The organism is Anaerolineales bacterium (assembly GCA_015075625.1).
Classification (GTDB): Bacteria; Chloroflexota; Anaerolineae; order Aggregatilineales; family UBA2796; genus UBA2796.
Map to the genome: position 1 here is coordinate 388,981 of JABTTZ010000001.1, position 17,129 is coordinate 406,109.

Here is a 17,129-nt window from a genome sequence, read left to right on the forward strand (position 1 = left end):
TGTCTGCCTGTGTATAGAGGAAGGCGGTAAGTTTTTTACTGCCCCACCAGCAGCCATTTTGGGGTGTATCCCATGCTGATCCGCTTGATGCTCCCGCCGACCACATCCACCACATAGATACCAAAGTCGCCAAAATTCCCAAAGACGATCAGCCCGCCATCGGGGGAAAAGCGTGCGCCGTAGTTATAGCCCGGCACCTGTGCTTGCCCAACGATCACCGTCTCTGTTTTGGTTGCCACGTCAATCATCAGGATATTTGCTTTGCTGGCATCCTCCCGCGAGGCATCAAAGACGATTTTCGTCCCATCGGGTGACCACGACGGGCTGTTATCCAAGCCGCCCACCGTCGTATTCTCCGTTAGCTGCACGGGGTCTGTCCCATCGCTGTTCATCACATATAGTTCGCCAATGCGTGAGCGATCTTCAGCGGTCACCACGACGGCAAGTTTCGTCCCATCGGGCGACCATGCCGGGTTATACGCCCCCCCTTTGAAGGCGGGCAGTGACGTAATTGTCCCCGTCGCCACCTCCACAATGCTTAACTGCGGCAGCCCGTTGGTATTTGTGAAATAGGCGATCTTCGTCCCATCGGGCGACCATGCCGGACTGAACGCCTCGCCAAAGACAATATGCCGTGTCTCCTCACCGGCAAGGGAGAGGATGTACAAGCCCGCTTTCTCAGAAGGATCAGGGGTGGGCGTCGGACCCATCATGATGATCGTTGAACTTGTCGTGGGGACATAACAAGCGATCTGTGTGCCATCGGGTGAGGGTTCAAATGTGTTGCAGCCGAACGACTGACCAAAAAGCTCTGACGCCCCGCTGCCATCGCCTTCCATGACAAAAATAGGGACACTCCCACCCCCCATACTGATTCCCGTTGAATAGAGAATGCGATAACGCCCCTGCGCCCCTGCCGTTGTTGCCGTCAGAAGCAGTACTGTACACAGCGCCGCCAGAATCTGTGTGAGTCGTTTCATAAGATGGCTGTCCTTGTTCCCTCATCAGATGTCCGTTGTTAGGTGAATTATAGACTGTGTAGGATGAAGGGCAAACCCTACCTGCTGCCATGGACCTCCACAAATAACAAAGGGCGCCGATGTGACAGATGTCACCTTTTCCTCATGGTGAATGTCATCCTTCACCTTGCTTGTTGCAAACTTCACATATTCTCTTTAGAATCGTGCTATCATGCGCCCTCAGACGTAACGTTTTGCGTAATGGGGTGTTGAGTCTCTCTAGTAACGATGGTAGGCAGTTGGGGGTGGTATCTATGGCTGTAATGCAAGCAAGTTATCCCGCCGGACAATCTGAAGCGGCGATTAAACCAGAGGGGTTGTGGCTTCGTAACCGCAATTGGGACACAATCTTCATGACGATGAGCGTCTTTCTCGTCCCGACGCCGTACATTTTATACCTCCTTCTGAACAGTGCGATTATCACCGCCAATGTGCCGGGCTGGACGCCGGATCACATTAGCAATGTCGCCCGGAATCTGGTCAATTTAGTGGTTGCCGTCCTTGTTGGCGGTCCCCATATGTATGCCACTTTCATGCGGACGGCGCTTGATAAGCAGTTCGTCAGCCGCTATCCGATGCTGATTCGCTCCTCGATCATCATTCCGATTGTCGTCGTCTCGCTGGCGTTCCTCAACCTGAATCTGCTGCTGACGATCTTCTTCTTCTGGGCGTCGATCCACGTCCTGCATCAGGTCGTTTATGTGGTGGAACTGTACAACAAACGTGCCGATAAAAAGAGTGCGAACTCGCTCTATTCCAAGCTCATCGATTACGCGCTTGTTCTGACCTGCTTGTTCCCCATCGCCGCCTTGAAGATTAGCCAGGGAAATTTCCAGATCGGCACAAACGATCTGACGACAGCGATCCCGATCTTCTTTCAACAGACGTGGATATTCTATACGGCGACGGGCATCTTTGTGGTGGCGCTTGGGCTGTACCTGCAAAAGACCTATCGCGAATGGCGCGGCGGCTACCTGCACCTGCCAAAGACGATCTTCATCATGATCACCGTCCCTATCGCCTGCACCATGCCCGCTTTTGATAACCTTGACACCGCCTTTCAGGGTTTGAACACATGGCATTCCTTCCAATACCTTGCCCTGACCTTCTACATCATCAAGCTGCGTCAGCAAGCGGGCGATTTAGTTGCCTCTAACCCAATGGTGAACAACATCGCGGCGAAACCGTCCTCGTGGCGGCTGTACCTGTTTTCGCTGAGCATGTTGGGTGGCTCGATCATCTTGGGGATTGTTGTCTACATTGTGGTAGGCATTTTTGACCCGACGCGCTCGATGGACAAGCGCTTTGACACCGCCTACTATACGGCGATCTTGTGTTTCCTGTGGATTCACTACTATCACGATCACTTCCTCTTTACCGACTTTGAGGCAATTGAGCGCGAAGCAGTGAAGTAAGGGAACTTCTCTCTCCCTCACAAGAGGGGGCAGAAAAATCACCATAGCAAACGGGGCGATTCTTATCAGAATCGCCCCGTTCTCTTTTGCAGCGATGTTGTGGTCTTTGTCGCTCCTCCGTCTCTATGCGCTGGCGGTGGCGTTCTTCTCGCGCTCTTGCCGCGCCGTAAAAAGATCAAGCCGCTCACCGACATCGGCAAAGACCTTCAAGGCAGTGTCAAGGTGGGCATGGGTGTGCGTCGCCGTGTAACTCGTCCGCAGCAGTGATTGTGACGGTGGCACGCCGGGCGGGATCACCGGATTCGCATAGACGCCGCCATCTGCCAGCGCCCGCCACGCCAAGACCGTCCGCAAATCATCCCCGATGATGATCGGGATGATCGGCGTGTTGCTGCTGCCAATATTCAAACCAAGTTCACCCAAGCCGCGTCGCATGTAATTGGCATTGCTCCACAGCCGTTCGACCATCGTCGGGTCGGATTCCAAGAGATCGAGACAGGCGAGGACGGTGGCGGCGTTGGCGGGCGGCAGGCTGGCGCTGAACATCAGCGAGCGGGCGGTATGCTGAATGTAATGCAGCACATCCGCTTTGCCGGCAATGTAGCCGCCCACCGAGGCAAAGCTCTTGCTGAATGTCCCCATGATTAGGTCAACCTGATCGAGCATCCCAAAATGAGCGGCTGTCCCCCGCCCGCCGGGTCCCGTGACGCCAATACCGTGCGCGTCGTCCACCATGATTCGCGCCCCGTACTTCTTGCAGATGGGGATAATCTCTGGCAGGGGGGCAATATCGCCGCCCATGCTGTAGACACCATCAACGACGACGAGTTTGCCGGCATCAGGGGGCAGCTTGCTGAGGATGCGCTCTAAACTCCCCACATCGCTGTGGGTAAAGCGTTTCATCTCGCCAAACGCCATCAGGCAGCCATCAACGATGCTGGCGTGGTCGTCCTTATCGATAATCACATAATCACCGCGCTGGACAAGAGAGGAAATTACTCCCACGTTGACCTGATAGCCCGTCGTGAAGGTCAGCGCCGCCTCTGTTCCCATAAAGCGGGCAAGCCGCCGTTCCAATTCGAGGTGAAATTCGAGCGTCCCATTGAGGAAGCGACTCCCCGTGCAGGATGTGCCAAATTGAGCAATGGCGTCCATCGCCGCTTGGCGTACTTTGGGGTGGGCGGTCAGACCGAGATAATTGTTGGAGCCCAACATGATCACATCACGCCCATTGAAGGTGGCAGTAACGCCCTCCGAATTTGTGATGGGCTGGAAAAAGGGGTAAATCCCCAGATTTTGCGCCTCTTTTGCGGTGGTAAATTTCGTGACCTTATCAAAAAGATCAGCAGGCATGGTGGGATATTCCCCTTCCGTTCATTAATGTATGTTCATTACAACCCATAGAAATCACGAAGGACACGCGATCAGGTTTTGCTTGGTCTATTCTGCTGATTTTACACTATTTTGGCGGGTTCTTGCGCTGTATGCTGCGGCTGTTTGGCATAGACGCCCTCGCGCCAATTGCGCCGCACCTGAAAAATTTCACGGATAATGCCAAGCGAATCTTGGACGAGACGCATTTTGCTATCGTCGTTGTAATACCAGTTGATCGGCACTTCGGCAACAGAATAACCGCGCTTTTGGGCAATGTAGATCAACTCCACATCAAAGCCGATCCCGTTGATCTGGCTGACAGAGAACAGATCGTCGGCAACATGCCCGCGCACTGCCTTGAATCCACACTGCGTATCATTAAAGCGAGGGAGGGCGAAAAGCTGCACCATCATGTTCAAAATGCGCCCCATCCAATGGCGGTGCATGGGTTCTCCATGACGGATTGCCCCTTTTGCCTCCCGCGAGCCAATGGCGAGATCAACATCAAGGTGTGGGGGGATGAAATGAACGAGTTCCTCAATGGGCATGGAGAGATCGGCATCACACAGGAAACGAAACGCCCCCCGTGCCGCCAACATGCCGCGCCGCACCGCCCGCCCCTTGCCGCGTGGTTCGCCGGCTAAAATGCGCACATAGGGATGATCGCGGATGAAATCCTCCACGACCTGTACGGTACGGTCTGTGCTGCCATTTTCAACAACGACAACCTCGGCGCTAAACGCCTGTGTTTTTAAGAAGGCGTCGATCTTTTCAAGGCTGAGGGGAAGACGGCGTTCTTCGTTTAACGCCGGAATGATGATAGACAGAAACGGTTCGCTGCTCGCCACAAGTGACTCCACAAAACGCGCCGCCGCGCAAATGGGTTGGTGCGGGCGCGTGTTCAATCAGGTTTAGGTTGGGGTGCATTATCCCTCACCAATGGCAACAGAGCAAGGACACCCCACTGCCCACCCTTGTGCCTGCACCCGGCAGGGGTCACCCCACATGGTCGTCCGCGCCTAGTTCCCTTCTCTCAATCCAACCCTAAAATCTGATCCCGTTTGCGAATAGCGAGGGCATGGGCGGGAAACCCCTCGTAATCCGCCAGCGCCGTTGTTGTCTGGCGCAGGGTGTTGTAGCCCTCTCGCGTCATGACCCCAATCCCGCTCCGCTTCAGAAAATCCCAAATGCCCACCGCTGAGAACGAACGGGCAAACCCCCCCGTCGGGAGGATGGCGTTCAGCCCCAAACAATAATTGCTGGTGGGGATCGGGGTATACGCCCCTAGCAAAATTTCCCCGGCATTGACGATGTGTTCAAGTGTCGCCTCTGGATCGCGGGTGAGGATTTCCAAATGCTCTGGGGCGTAGTCGTTGACAAACTGAATTGATGCTTCGACGCTCTCGGTAATTAGGATGCCGCCGTAGTTGCCCAAGACAGTTTCCACAAAGTTCCGCCGCCACGCCGGAAGTTCAGCGATATAGTCCGGCAGCAGACGGGCGACCTCCTCAGCAAGAGCGCGGCTCTCGGTGACGAGCAGTGCCGCTGATTCTGGTCCGTGTTCCGCCTCAACAAGCAGATCAAGGGCGGCAAGACGCGGATCGGCGCTGGCGTCACAGAGGATGACCGCCTCGCTTGGACCGGCAGGCAGCCCCACATCGACCACGCCATAGAGAAGTCGTTTCGCGGCGGATACATAACTGCTGCCGGGTCCAATAATCTTGCTCACCTTCGGGATTGTTTCCGTGCCATGTGCAAGGGCGGCAATCGCTTGCATCCCCCCGACGGCGTAGACCTCGGAGATGCCAGCGATCTTGGCGGCGACAAGAGACGCCGCATCCGCCCGCCCTTCGCTGTTGGGCGGCGTGACAACGACGACACGGGGGACGCCCGCCACCAACGCCGGAATGCTCAGCATGAGCATCACCGAAGGGAACGATCCCTTTCCACGTGGGACGTATAAGCCTGTGCTGGCGACGGGAGTGACTTTCTCGCCCGCCTTGATCCCCGGCGTAATCTCGATGAACCACGCTTTTTCGGGCATGGCGGCGGCATGAAAGCGCTGGATGTTCGCGTGGGCATGGCGGATCGCCGCGATCAGGTCGGGGGCGACTTCGGCAAAGGCGCGATCAAATTCCTCTGGCTGCACCTTCAAGCGCGATTCGTCAAAGGCGGGCGCATCAAAATTGCGCGTGTAATGGACAAGGGCGGCGTCCCCTTCCGTCCGCACACGGTCAATAACCGTTTGGGCGGCGGGCAGCAGCGAGGCAATATCTTGTTCGGCACGGCGCATCAGCGCGGCATGCTCAGCAGGCGTCAGCGCCGCAAGGTGGCGTAGTTGGATCATGGTGTAAACCCTTTGGGGGATAGTCGTTCACAAGATTCGGGAAACTATACCACAGGGGGGTGGTCAAGGGGGGCGTATCAAAGCCGCGTGCGACCCCGCATGGTCGCCCCTACAGGATGCGGGGCTATGGCGCGGGCGACCCGCCACGCCCCCACAGAAAGGTTTACAGCGGGATGTTCCCGTGCTTTTTGGCGGGGTTTTCGTCGCGCTTGTTTTGGAGCATGTTCAGCCCATTGATCAGCCGCGAACGCGTCTCTGAAGGGATGATCACATCATCGATGTACCCCCGTGAGGCTGCCACATAGGGGTTGGCGAATTTCTCGCGGTACATGGCAACCAATTCCGCCTTTTTCGCTACGGGGTCGTCCGCCTCGGCAAGTTCGCGGCGGAAGATGATGCTCACCGCCCCGTCCGGTCCCATAACGGCAATCTCGGCGGTGGGCCACGCAAAGTTGAGATCGCCGCGAATGTGCTTGCTGCTCATCACGTCATAGGCACCGCCATATGCCTTGCGGGTGATCACCGTCAGTTTGGGAACGGTTGCCTCGCAATAGGCGTAGAGCAGTTTTGCGCCGGCGCGGATAATCCCGCCGTGTTCCTGTTTGAGACCGGGCATAAACCCGGGTACATCCTCAAAGGTAATGATCGGGATGTTGAAGCAATCGCAAAAGCGAATGAAACGTGCCGCTTTCTCGCTGGCGTCAATATCGAGGACACCCGCCAAGACCATCGGCTGGTTGGCGACGATCCCCACGCTGCGCCCGCCCAAACGGGCAAAGCCGACGACGATATTCGGCGCGTAGTGTTCGTGCAGTTCAAAGAAATGCCCCTCATCAACGATCATCTTGATCGCCTCTTTGATGTCGTAGGGCTTGTTGGGGTTATCGGGAACAAGGCTGTTTAGCGCCGCATCTGCCCGTAGGGGGTCGTCCCCCGTCGTTTTGTAGGGGGCATCCTCCATGTTGTTTTGGGGGATGTAGCCCAACACCTCGCGGATCATAAAGAGACAGTCTGCCTCGGATGCGGCTGTCACATGGCAAACACCGCTCACCGCGCTGTGAACAGACGCCCCGCCCAGTTCCTCAAAGGTTACATCCTCGTGGGTGACGGTCTTGACCACATCGGGACCCGTGACGAACATGTAGGAACTGTTCTCCACCATGAAAATGAAGTCGGTCAGCGCCGGCGAATAAACCGCGCCGCCCGCGCAGGGTCCCATAATGGCGCTGATCTGGGGGACAACCCCGCTGGCAAGGGTATTCTTGAGGAAAATATCGGCATACCCGCCGAGGCTGACAACGCCCTCTTGAATCCGCGCCCCGCCGGAATCGTTCAAGCCGATCACCGGAGCGCCGTTCTTCATCGCCATATCCATGATCTTACAAATTTTTTCGGCATGGACTTCCGACAGCGACCCGCCAAAAACGGTGAAATCTTGCGAATAGACGTAGACCAAGCGCCCCTCAACCGTCCCCCATCCGGTGACGACGCTATCGCCCGGAATTTGGTTTTCGGGGCGTTCCATCCCGAAATCGCGGGTGCGTTGGGTGACGAAGGCATCCATCTCGCGGAAGCTACCGGGGTCAAGCAGAAGCTCAAGGCGATCACGGGCGGTCAATTTGTTTTTCTTGCGTTGGGCGGCGATGCGCTCTGCCCCGCCACCTTGCCGGCTGCGTTCGCGCATCTCGTGGAGAAGGTCGTATTTGTCTTTATGTTGGTCGGTCATGGAGAGAATTATCCCGATGGCTTGTCTTGAAAGCGTTTTTTGCGTTTATTCAAACGTCAGTGACTATAACACCGGAATGGGCGGAATGGTGCAAGCGGGTAGGAAACCCATCGGAAAGCCCTTGAAATCGCGGACGCCACAGGGCGTGTGGGGCGTCCCTACTCTCGACGTTCCCGCAAAAGCACGGCACAATTTCTCTATCCCGCCGCGCCATTCGCTTAGAAAGGTTGCCACCTTGCCCCCTCACATCCTGCTTATTTTCCTCGATGGGATCGGCTTGGGCGCGGATGATCCAACGATCAATCCCTTTGCCGCCGCCGATACGCCAACGCTGAATGCCCTTGCTGGGGGAAATAAATGGCTGGCGGCGACGGGGCGCGTCGTCAGCGAACGGGCGGTATTCATCCCCACCGATCCACGGTTAGGGGTTTCGGGGCGTCCCCAAAGCGCCACTGGGCAGACAGCGATCATCACCGGACGGAATGCCCCCACCGAACTTGGCGAGCATTACGGACCGTATCCAAACCCCGCCGTCCGCGCCATTATCGATGAGTCCAGCCTGTTCAAGCGCCTTGCCGCACACGGCAAGCGGGGGGCATACCTTGCTGCTTACCCGCCCACCCTTCACGCCGCCATCGAACGCGGCAAACGTCTGCGCACCGCCCTTCAGCACGCTGCCCACACTGCCGGAGTGCGCATCGGGACGGTGGACGATCTGAACGCCGGACGCGCCATGAGCGCCGATTTCACTGGTCAGGGTTGGCGGGACGTTTTGCAGTACCCCGATACACCTGTCATGAGCGCCCTAGAGAGCGGCGTGCGCCTAGCGGAATTGGCGTACACCCACGACTTCAGCTTGTTCTCGACGTGGATCACCGATGAGATTGGGCATCGCGGTCCTTTAGAGCGCGGCACGACATTCTTAGAGGTGTTTGATGCGGTGATGAAGGGTTTGCTCCAGACATGGCGCGACGAGGACGGACTGATCATCATCACCAGCGATCATGGTAACATGGAGGATATTTCTATCCGCCAACACACCCTGAACGATGTCCCAACGGTGATCATCGGCGGCGGACGGGATGCCTTTTCCGAAGGGTTGGCGGCACTTACCGATATTGCCCCGCGTATTTTGGCGGCGCTCACCGATGAGCGGCTGCCCTAAGCGAATCTCTGCCCGACAAGGATGTGCTACGAGTTGGGACGATTTTGTGACCTGTTCAGACTTGCTCAATTTGCCAAAAACGGCGTACAATAGCCTCGTTTTGGTCATTCAATGGTTAACGATTCACGAGGTTGAAAAAGATCAACGACATGGACGAGGGCAGTCAGCGTTACGCTTGGCTGTGTGGTTGTTAAGCACCTGACACATCCCCTTTGATTCTCCTTTAGGATGCGCCGGGTTCTCAAATAAACTCTCACCGCCGGCGCGATACCATCTCCCTCCCCTTCATTTCGGGAAAGACTCGAAAGGGGTTCTTCATGACAGCACAAAAGCGAGTCTTCGGCACGCCTGTTCCCACCCGCCCGCTGTTCAGCGTGGGCGATGCCGTCGTGCTGCTTGTACTTGGTGCGCTCATCTTTTTTGCGGCGCGGCTGGCGCTTAATGCCCCTGCCGTGATTCAAGGTCCTACGATCCGGCTGGAGACAGAGGCGCTCCCCTATTATGCGCTGCTCTCGGTGGGGCGCATGTTGGCAGCCTATGCCCTCTCCCTGTTGTTCAGCCTTGCCTATGGCTACAGCGCCGCCCGCAGCAAGAGCGCCGAGCGCCTGCTGATGCCTGCGCTAGACATTTTGCAATCGATTCCCATCCTCTCCTTTTTGCCCGTCGTGCTGCTCACGCTCATTTCCATCCTGCCCAGTGGGGTTGCCGTTGAACTGGCGGCGATCATCCTGATCTTCACTAGTCAGGCATGGAACATGACCTACAGCTTCTACCAATCGATGAAGACGCAGCCCCGCGAGCTGCGCGAGGCATCGAAGATTTTTCGGTTGAACGGTTGGCTGCGTTTCCGGCGCATCGACATGCCTTTTGCCGCCGTCGGGCTGATTTGGAACAGCGTCATGTCGTGGGCGGGGGGGTGGTTTTTCCTCATGGCGGCGGAAATTTTTCGCTTGGGAGACCGCGATTTTCGGCTGCCCGGCTTAGGGGCATACCTCCAAACCGCCGCCGATCAGGGGAACACACAAGCGCTTTGGCTAGGGATCGCCACCCTCATCGCTCTGATCGTCATGCTTGATCAGCTTGTTTGGCGTCCCCTGCTGGCGTGGGCAGAGCGCTTTAAGATGTCCCAAGTGAGCAATGAGAATGCCCCGGAGTCGTGGTTTTTGACCATGCTGCGGCGCACCGCCCTTTTGGAGCGCCTGAATCGGCAAATCGTCCTCCCCGTTGTGGACAGGGTGAACAAGGCACTCACCCCCCGTGCGCCCGATTATGTTGCCAGCCTTGACCCCGCTGAGGACACGGTGCGCCGCTCCCTGCTTGGTTGGCTGCTGCTGATCATCCTCAGTGGGGCGGCTGGCTATGCGCTCGTCCAAGCGGCGGGGATGGTTGTCTCGCTGCCGCTCACCTCGTGGGGGGAGATTGCCCTCGGCGCGTTGGCAACCTCGCTGCGCGTTGCTTGTGCGGTGATCATCGCCCTCGCATGGACGATCCCTGTTGGCGTCCTCATTGGGACAAATCCGGCGGTGGCGCGGTTCTTGCAGCCCATTGTTCAAATTCTTGCCTCGATTCCGGCGACGGCGCTTTTTCCGGCGCTGCTGCTTGGCTTGCTCAATGTCCCCGGCGGGGCGAACATCGCCGCCGTACTGCTCATGCTCTTGGGAACGCAGTGGTATTTGTTGTTCAACATCATCGCCGGCGCCTCGGCAATTCCCCAAGACCTGCACGATACCAGCGATTTTATGCGGCTGCACGGCTGGAAGCGCTGGCGCACATTGATCTTGCCGGGCTTGTTTCCCTACATCATCACTGGGCTGATCACCAGCAGCGGCGGGGCATGGAACGCCAGCATCGTCTCTGAATATACGGAGTTTGCTGGAAAAACGACTACGGTCACCGGCTTAGGGGCGCTGATTACGCAGTCTACCGCCTCCGAAAACCACGCCCTATTGTTAGCCTCCACCCTGACCATGGTGCTGATCGTCGTCTTTATCAATCGCTTTGTCTGGCGGCGGCTTTACCGCCTTGCTGAAGATCGTTTCCGCCTAGAGCAGTAAGAAACGGGGTGATTCGTGGGAATCCTGAACAAAGACCTAAAACCAACCAGCGCCCCCCCCAAAGAAACCCGTGAGGTTCTGCTTCGGGTGGAAGGCGTCTCCCGCGTGTATGGAAAAGGCGAGCGGAGTTTTACCGCCGTTGAGAACATCAATCTGACCCTTCACGCGGGCGAATTTGTCGCCCTCTTGGGTCCCTCTGGCTGCGGCAAAAGCACCCTGCTTCGCATGATCACTGGGTTGATTGCCCCCACGAAAGGGACGGTCAAATACCGCGATAAGGTCGTTCGCGGGGTGAATCCTTTTGCGACGATGGTCTTTCAATCCTTTGCCCTCTACCCCTGGCTAACCGTGCGCGATAATGTGGCGCTGGCGCTAGAGGCGCGGGGTGTCCCCCGTGAGGCGCGGGAGGAAGCCGCCATTGGCTTGATCGACCTTGTCGGCTTGGATGGCTTTGAGCGTGCCTACCCCCGCGAACTCTCCGGCGGAATGCGCCAAAAGGTGGGGATGGCGCGGGCATTGGCGGTAGAGCCGGAACTGCTTTGCTTGGACGAACCCTTTAGCGCGTTGGATGTCCTCAGCGCGGAAACGCTGCGCGGGGAGGTGATGGAACTGTGGATGGGCGGCAAACTGCCGACGAAAGCGATCCTCATGGTCAGCCACAACATTGAGGAAGCGATCACGATGGCGGATCGGGTTGTCGTCATGGGCAAAGAACCTGGGCATATCGCCGCTGAATTCCCCATTCCGATGGCGCATCCGCGCTCCCGCAAAGACCCTAACTTTGAAGCGCTGATCGACAAAATCTACGGGGCGATTGCCGGACGCCCCACCCAAGCCCTGGATGTTGGCGGGAAAGCGGCAAATGTCCCCACGCGGATGCTCCCGCAAGCCTCTGTGGAAGAAATGGCGGGGTTGTTGGAGTTCATGAATAACACCTCGCCACGCACAGATATTTACAAGTTGGACGATGAACTGGGCATTGCCATGGACGATCTGGTGGAAATTCTCGATATGACGGAGATGCTCGGTTTTGTGAAAGTCACCCCGGGCGATGTGGAACTCACCGCGCTAGGGCAAATCTTTGCCGAGGCGTCGATCCTCACCCGCAAAGAGATTTTCGCCAACCGCGCCCGCCGCCTGCCGATGATCCAATGGATTATGGAGATGCTGCGGGCAACCTCCGAGGGGATGCTGCCCTGGAAGGTCTTTTACACAGCGCTGAAGCCAGACCTCCCCGACGATATGGCGACGCGGCAGTTGGACACGGCGATTGATTGGGGGCGCTATGCCGAACTGATCGACTACGATGACCGCGACGAGACGATCAAGCTGGAAGAACAACGCCTTACGGCTGGCGGATGAGGGGGCATCCATGCCATTCCCCCCACTACGATCCTAACGCCGCCAATTCTGAGGCGGCATCGGTGTTGCCCATCTCGGCGGCACGCTGCAAGTCAGCCCGTGCCGCCTCACTGTTTCCCGCCATTTTGTAAGCCAGCCCCCGCGCCAGATAGAACTCACTCCGTTCGCCATTCAGGATGATTGCCTGTGTAAAATCCGCTGTCGCGCTGATCGGGTCGCCCTTTGCGGCGAATGCCAACCCCCGCGCATAGAAGTGTTCGGGGTCTGTCCCACTGAGCGCGATGGCGTTTGTTTGGTCGGCAAGCGCCTGATCAACGTTCCCGCTGAAGGCATAGGCGTTGCCCCGCCAATGGTAGTAATTGGCATTCGTGGAATCGAGGGCAATAGCACGGTTGAAATCGGCAATGGCGGGGTCTTGCTGCTGCTGGAAGGCATAGGCAGCCCCCCGCCAGAAAAAATACTCGGCGTTCGTTGCGTTTAGGCGGATCGCCACATCGTAATCGGCAATTGCCTCAACGGGGCGTCCGGTGTAAGAATACGTCCGCCCGCGCCAGAAAATGAATTCCGAGTTTGTCGGATTCAAGCCCACCGCACCAGTGAAATCGGCAAGGGCAAATTCGTAGTTACCGCTGACGAAATAGACGATCCCCCGCTGGTGAAGGTACTCCGCTTGGCTGCTGTCTAGCTCGATAGCGGCGTTGAAATCGGCAAGGGCGGCGGGAAGATCGCCCTGTTCATAGGCAGCTTTGCCCCGTGCGAAAAATTCGGCGGCGTTCTGAGGTTCGGGGAAGGGCGTTGGGGCTTGGGACGTTTCACCGCCGGATTCTGCGAGGGTAGGGATTGCCGTCTGTTCGGGCGCATTTTCGCCCCGACAAGCAGAGGCAAGCAAGGCAACGCAGAGGCACACGCTGATAAACCGAATCCGTGAAGCGGCAAGGGGCATTGTCAAGGTTTCTCCCACATAAATGTAGCACACCATCCCACGCCAGAGATTGTATCGTAGGTCTGTCGTAGAATATACGGCTAAGTACGACCATACCGAAACGACAGGGTCAGGGCGTCTTTCAAACCACGAAGGGCGCTAAGCATCCCTTTGTTTGCGCCACACCTCACCCTGCGGCATAATAGCCTGACTCATGAACCGTGTAGTGATCACCACAAGGGACGCGCCTGATGATATCTTCGCCCCGCAGCCCACTCCGCCATGAACTGTTGACGTGGGCAGATGTGGATAAATTAGTCGATGTGCTGACGCCTCAACTGCGAAGTGTTGGCTATTTTGATGCCCTGTTGATCATTACGCGGGGCGGGATCATCCCCGGCGGGCTGATCAGCGAGGCACTGGACATTAACTACACGCTGATTGCCGCCGTCGATTTCCCGCTTGATCTTCAGCCAAAGGCACAGCTTGCCGCCATGCCAACCTTCCTCCAATTTCCCGCCGACGATCTGCTTGCCAACCGCCGCATTTTGATCATTGATGATGTGTGGGGCAGCGGGCGGACGAGTACTTCGGTGAAGAACCGCTGTTTGGCGGCGGGGGCAATGCCTTCGACATGCGTCTTTCATTACAACCCCTATCGTTCCCTGTTCACCCGCGCCGAACCGGATTTTTACGCGGCGATCACCGATGCCCACATCATCTACCCCTGGGAGGTAGAGCGCGGCACAAAGGGCGTCCCCGATGGCGTACCAGAGCCAAGCTAAGCCCTGCCGCTGATGCCCGATCTTCGTCCGCTGCTCAACCTCACCTCAGATCATCTGCGGGCGCTCCCTTTGCTTGTCCTCTCCATCACCGATGGCTGCAATTCGCGCTGTCTGACCTGTGATATTTGGAAAAATCCCCGCCGCAACATGCCGCTCCCCTTTGTGGCTCGCCTTGTTGGGGAATTTGCCGCGCTTGGCGGGCGGGCGGTGGCGCTCACGGGTGGGGAGGCAATGCAGCATCCTCAGTGGGCGGAGATCGCCGCGCTCTTTCGCCGCGCCGGGGTGAAGGTAGGGCTGATCACGAACGGGCTGTTCCTCAAAAAAGATGCCAACGCCGTGATTGCCCATGTGGACAGTCTAACCGTCAGCCTTGATGGGGCAGCGCCGGAAACCTATGCGGCGATTCGCGGCGTGGATGCCTTCGCCCTCGTCTTGGAGGGGATGGCGATGGTGGCAGCGGGCGGCGTCTCCATAACGACGCGGACAACCGTTCAGCGGGCGAACTTCACCGAGATTCCGGCGATCATTGATGCAGCGCTAGGGGCGGGGGCAGCGCGGGCGAGCTTCCTCCCCGTTGATGTACTGAACACAGAAGCCTTCGGGGTGCGTACCTTCCCCGCCGATCCGATCCACTCGCCCGCCCTGCAAGCCGACGATCTGCCTGTTTTCGCCGCGCTCTTGGATGCCCTTGAAGGGACGCACGCCGCTGAATTCGCCGCCGGACAGATTGCCGAATCACCCGCCAAACTGCGCCGCCTGTGGGATTATTTCGCCGCCCCGTTCGGCTTGGCGTCCTTTGCCCCGCCGCGCTGCAATGCCCCCCATCTCAGCCTCGTTGTGGAGGTCGATGGGCGCATTCGCCCCTGTTATTTCCTCCCTACTGGAGGCGATCTACGTCAAACACCCCTCAGCGCGGCGTTGAACAACCCCGCTCTCGTTGCCCTGCGCAGCGCCTACCGGAGAGGGCAACGCCCCGAATGTACGCGCTGCGTCTGCCCGCTCCATCGCGGGGCGCGGGCGCTGATCACAGGCGCGATCTAGGGCGTGACGGCAGCAGCATCGTTCATGGGCTTGAACAAACGATTTCTGAAATTCTTCTCCTACTACAAGCCATATCTCGGTTTGTTTTTTGCCGATATGATCTGCGCCTTTCTGGTGGCGGGGATTACCCTTGCCCTGCCGCTTCTTGCCCGCCACCTTACGCAGCACGTCTTGGGCGAACCAACCGCAGATCGGCTCTCGCAGGTCTACCTGAGCGGCGCGGTGATGCTGGCGTTGGTCGGCGTTCAGACGCTTTGCAACATGGTGGTCGATTATCAAGGTCATTTGATGGGCGCGTTGATGGAAAGCGACCTTCGTGCCGAGCTATTCGCCCATTATCAAGGGCTTTCCTTCCGTTTTACGATGACCATAAAACCGGTCAGTTGATGGCGCGAATTACCCATGATTCCTTTGCCATTTCCGAACTCTTTCACCACGGACCGGAAGATGTGATCATTGCGCTGCTCAAGTTCAGCGGGGCGTTGATCATCTTACTGAGCATCCATGTGACGTTGACCCTGATCGTCTTTCTCTTTTTGCCGATCATGGCTGCCTATGCCTATTACTTTTACCAGCGGATGGCGAGCGCCCTCGCCAAAAGTTGGGAGCGCATCGCGGATATTAACGCCCAAATGGAGGACTCTCTTGCAGGGATTCGGGTGGTCGCCTCCTTTGCCAATGAGGATGTTGAAAGGGAAAAGTTCGCCTACGAAAACAAGCGCTTTGTAGCAAGCCGAGGCGAGGGCTACCGCAGTGAGGCGTATTTTTCCGCCGGGCTGATCGGCTTTACCCAACTGATCACCATTGCTGTGATTGTCTTTGGGGCGGTGGGGATGGTGAATACCTCCCTAAGCGCCGCCGATTTGGTGACGTTTTTACTGTGTGTGGCGATTCTCATCGATCCGATTCAACGCGGGATCAACATCGTCCGCTTGATCCAAGAAGGGATGACCGGGTTCAATCGCATCATGGCGATTCTGGCGCTTGCGCCGGAGATCACCGATGCGCCCCATGCCGTTGACCTGAAGGACGTTCAGGGGAACATCGCCTTCCAAAACGTCAGCTTCAAATACAACGATGATCACGAATACGTCCTGAAAAACCTCTCGCTGAGCATCCCTGCCGGGGCGTATATTGCGCTGGTCGGAACATCGGGCGTCGGGAAAACAACCCTCTGTTCGCTCATCCCCCGTTTTTACGAGGTTGCCGAAGGGGCGATCCTGCTGGATGACCAGCCGATTAGGGATGTGCGCCTACGCTCTTTGCGGCAACACATTGGCGTTGTTCAGCAAGACACCTACTTGTTCGCTGGAACGGTTGCCGAGAACATTCACTATGGAAAGCGCGACGCGGCAAGGGCGGCGATCCTTGAGGCGGCGAAACAGGCAAACGCTCACGAGTTCATCATGCGCCTGCCGAATGGTTATGAGACCGAGATCGGACAGCGCGGCGTCAAGCTGTCCGGTGGGCAGAAACAGCGCCTCAGCATTGCCCGTGTCTTTTTGAAAGACCCGCCGATCATCATCTTTGATGAGGCAACGAGCGCCTTAGACAACGAAAGTGAACGGGCGATTCAAGTCTCATTAGAGCGGCTGCGCCACAACCGCACGCTGTTGGTCATCGCCCACCGCTTGTCCACGATCCGCAATGCCCATCGAATTATCGTTTTGACAGAGCAAGGCATTGCCGAAGAAGGCACACATGACGAACTGCTTGGACGGCAGGGTATCTATGCCTCGCTTTACAGCGTGCAGTCCTCGGTGTAATCGGGGTGGAAATCACGCCCCTAGTTCGCTCTACACAGCGGTAATGGGCAGTGCTATACTTGCTAGAATGGTCTCGTAGTTCAGAGGATAGAACATCAGTTTCCTAAACTGAGTGTCGTGGGTTCGAGTCCCGCCGAGACCACACAGACATAT

The 17,129-nt window shown here is 57.4% G+C and carries 12 protein-coding genes, 1 tRNA gene and 1 pseudogene; 8 read left to right on the forward strand and 6 right to left on the reverse strand.

The window, feature by feature from the left end:
- Positions 1–35 precede the first annotated feature (35 nt).
- On the reverse strand, positions 36–980 hold the full coding sequence (locus tag HS103_01700) for a PD40 domain-containing protein (GenBank protein MBE7511517.1): 945 nt from the start codon (positions 978–980) through the stop codon (positions 36–38).
- 293 nt (positions 981–1,273) lie between these two features.
- Between HS103_01700 and HS103_01705 the strand changes: the two genes are divergently transcribed.
- Positions 1,274–2,434 carry a hypothetical protein gene (locus HS103_01705; protein MBE7511518.1) on the forward strand — a complete coding sequence of 387 codons (1,161 nt, stop codon included), beginning with the start codon at positions 1,274–1,276 and terminating at the stop codon, positions 2,432–2,434.
- Between the two features lie 123 nt (positions 2,435–2,557).
- On the opposite strand, the gene HS103_01710 is transcribed toward HS103_01705, so the two are convergent.
- From HS103_01710 to HS103_01725, 4 genes are all read right to left on the reverse strand, one after another.
- Positions 2,558–3,787, reverse strand: coding sequence for an aminotransferase class I/II-fold pyridoxal phosphate-dependent enzyme (locus tag HS103_01710; protein MBE7511519.1), 1,230 nt, complete (start codon positions 3,785–3,787; stop codon positions 2,558–2,560).
- A gap of 101 nt (positions 3,788–3,888) precedes the next feature.
- The gene (locus HS103_01715) at positions 3,889–4,629 is read right to left on the reverse strand and encodes a glycosyltransferase family 2 protein (GenBank protein MBE7511520.1); all 741 of its coding nucleotides are present in this window, start codon (positions 4,627–4,629) and stop codon (positions 3,889–3,891) included.
- 212 nt (positions 4,630–4,841) lie between these two features.
- Positions 4,842–6,155 (reverse strand): histidinol dehydrogenase, encoded by a 1,314-nt coding sequence (gene hisD / locus HS103_01720; GenBank protein ID MBE7511521.1) that lies wholly within the window; start codon positions 6,153–6,155, stop codon positions 4,842–4,844.
- Positions 6,156–6,318: 163 nt separating this feature from the next.
- Positions 6,319–7,881 (reverse strand): acyl-CoA carboxylase subunit beta, encoded by a 1,563-nt coding sequence (locus HS103_01725; GenBank protein MBE7511522.1) that lies wholly within the window; start codon positions 7,879–7,881, stop codon positions 6,319–6,321.
- A 16-nt stretch (positions 7,882–7,897) separates the two neighbouring features.
- On the opposite strand from HS103_01725, the gene HS103_01730 reads away from it, so the two are divergent.
- The 3 genes from HS103_01730 to HS103_01740 all read left to right on the forward strand — a co-directional run bounded on the left by HS103_01730 (position 7,898) and on the right by HS103_01740 (position 12,462).
- Positions 7,898–9,046, forward strand: coding sequence for a hypothetical protein (locus HS103_01730; GenBank protein ID MBE7511523.1), 1,149 nt, complete (start codon positions 7,898–7,900; stop codon positions 9,044–9,046).
- Between the two features lie 317 nt (positions 9,047–9,363).
- On the forward strand, positions 9,364–11,100 hold the full coding sequence (locus tag HS103_01735; protein MBE7511524.1) for an ABC transporter permease subunit: 1,737 nt from the start codon (positions 9,364–9,366) through the stop codon (positions 11,098–11,100).
- A gap of 24 nt (positions 11,101–11,124) precedes the next feature.
- Complete coding sequence (locus HS103_01740; GenBank protein MBE7511525.1) at positions 11,125–12,462, forward strand: AAA-associated domain-containing protein; 1,338 nt, start codon at positions 11,125–11,127, stop codon at positions 12,460–12,462.
- A 25-nt stretch (positions 12,463–12,487) separates the two neighbouring features.
- Here HS103_01740 and HS103_01745 read toward each other — a convergent pair whose 3' ends face one another.
- Positions 12,488–13,405 carry a tetratricopeptide repeat protein gene (locus tag HS103_01745; protein ID MBE7511526.1) on the reverse strand — a complete coding sequence of 306 codons (918 nt, stop codon included), beginning with the start codon at positions 13,403–13,405 and terminating at the stop codon, positions 12,488–12,490.
- 230 nt (positions 13,406–13,635) lie between these two features.
- Here HS103_01745 and HS103_01750 point away from each other — a divergent pair, with 230 nt between their 5' ends.
- The 4 genes and pseudogenes from HS103_01750 to HS103_01765 all read left to right on the forward strand — a co-directional run bounded on the left by HS103_01750 (position 13,636) and on the right by HS103_01765 (position 17,118).
- Positions 13,636–14,169: a phosphoribosyltransferase gene (locus HS103_01750; GenBank protein ID MBE7511527.1), complete on the forward strand. Its 534-nt coding sequence runs from the start codon at positions 13,636–13,638 to the stop codon at positions 14,167–14,169.
- 12 nt (positions 14,170–14,181) lie between these two features.
- Complete coding sequence (locus HS103_01755) at positions 14,182–15,210, forward strand: radical SAM protein (protein MBE7511528.1); 1,029 nt, start codon at positions 14,182–14,184, stop codon at positions 15,208–15,210.
- Positions 15,211–15,240: 30 nt separating this feature from the next.
- Positions 15,241–16,976: pseudogene (locus HS103_01760) on the forward strand (ABC transporter ATP-binding protein).
- 69 nt (positions 16,977–17,045) lie between these two features.
- Positions 17,046–17,118: transfer RNA gene (locus HS103_01765), tRNA-Arg, on the forward strand.
- Positions 17,119–17,129: the final 11 nt, after the last annotated feature.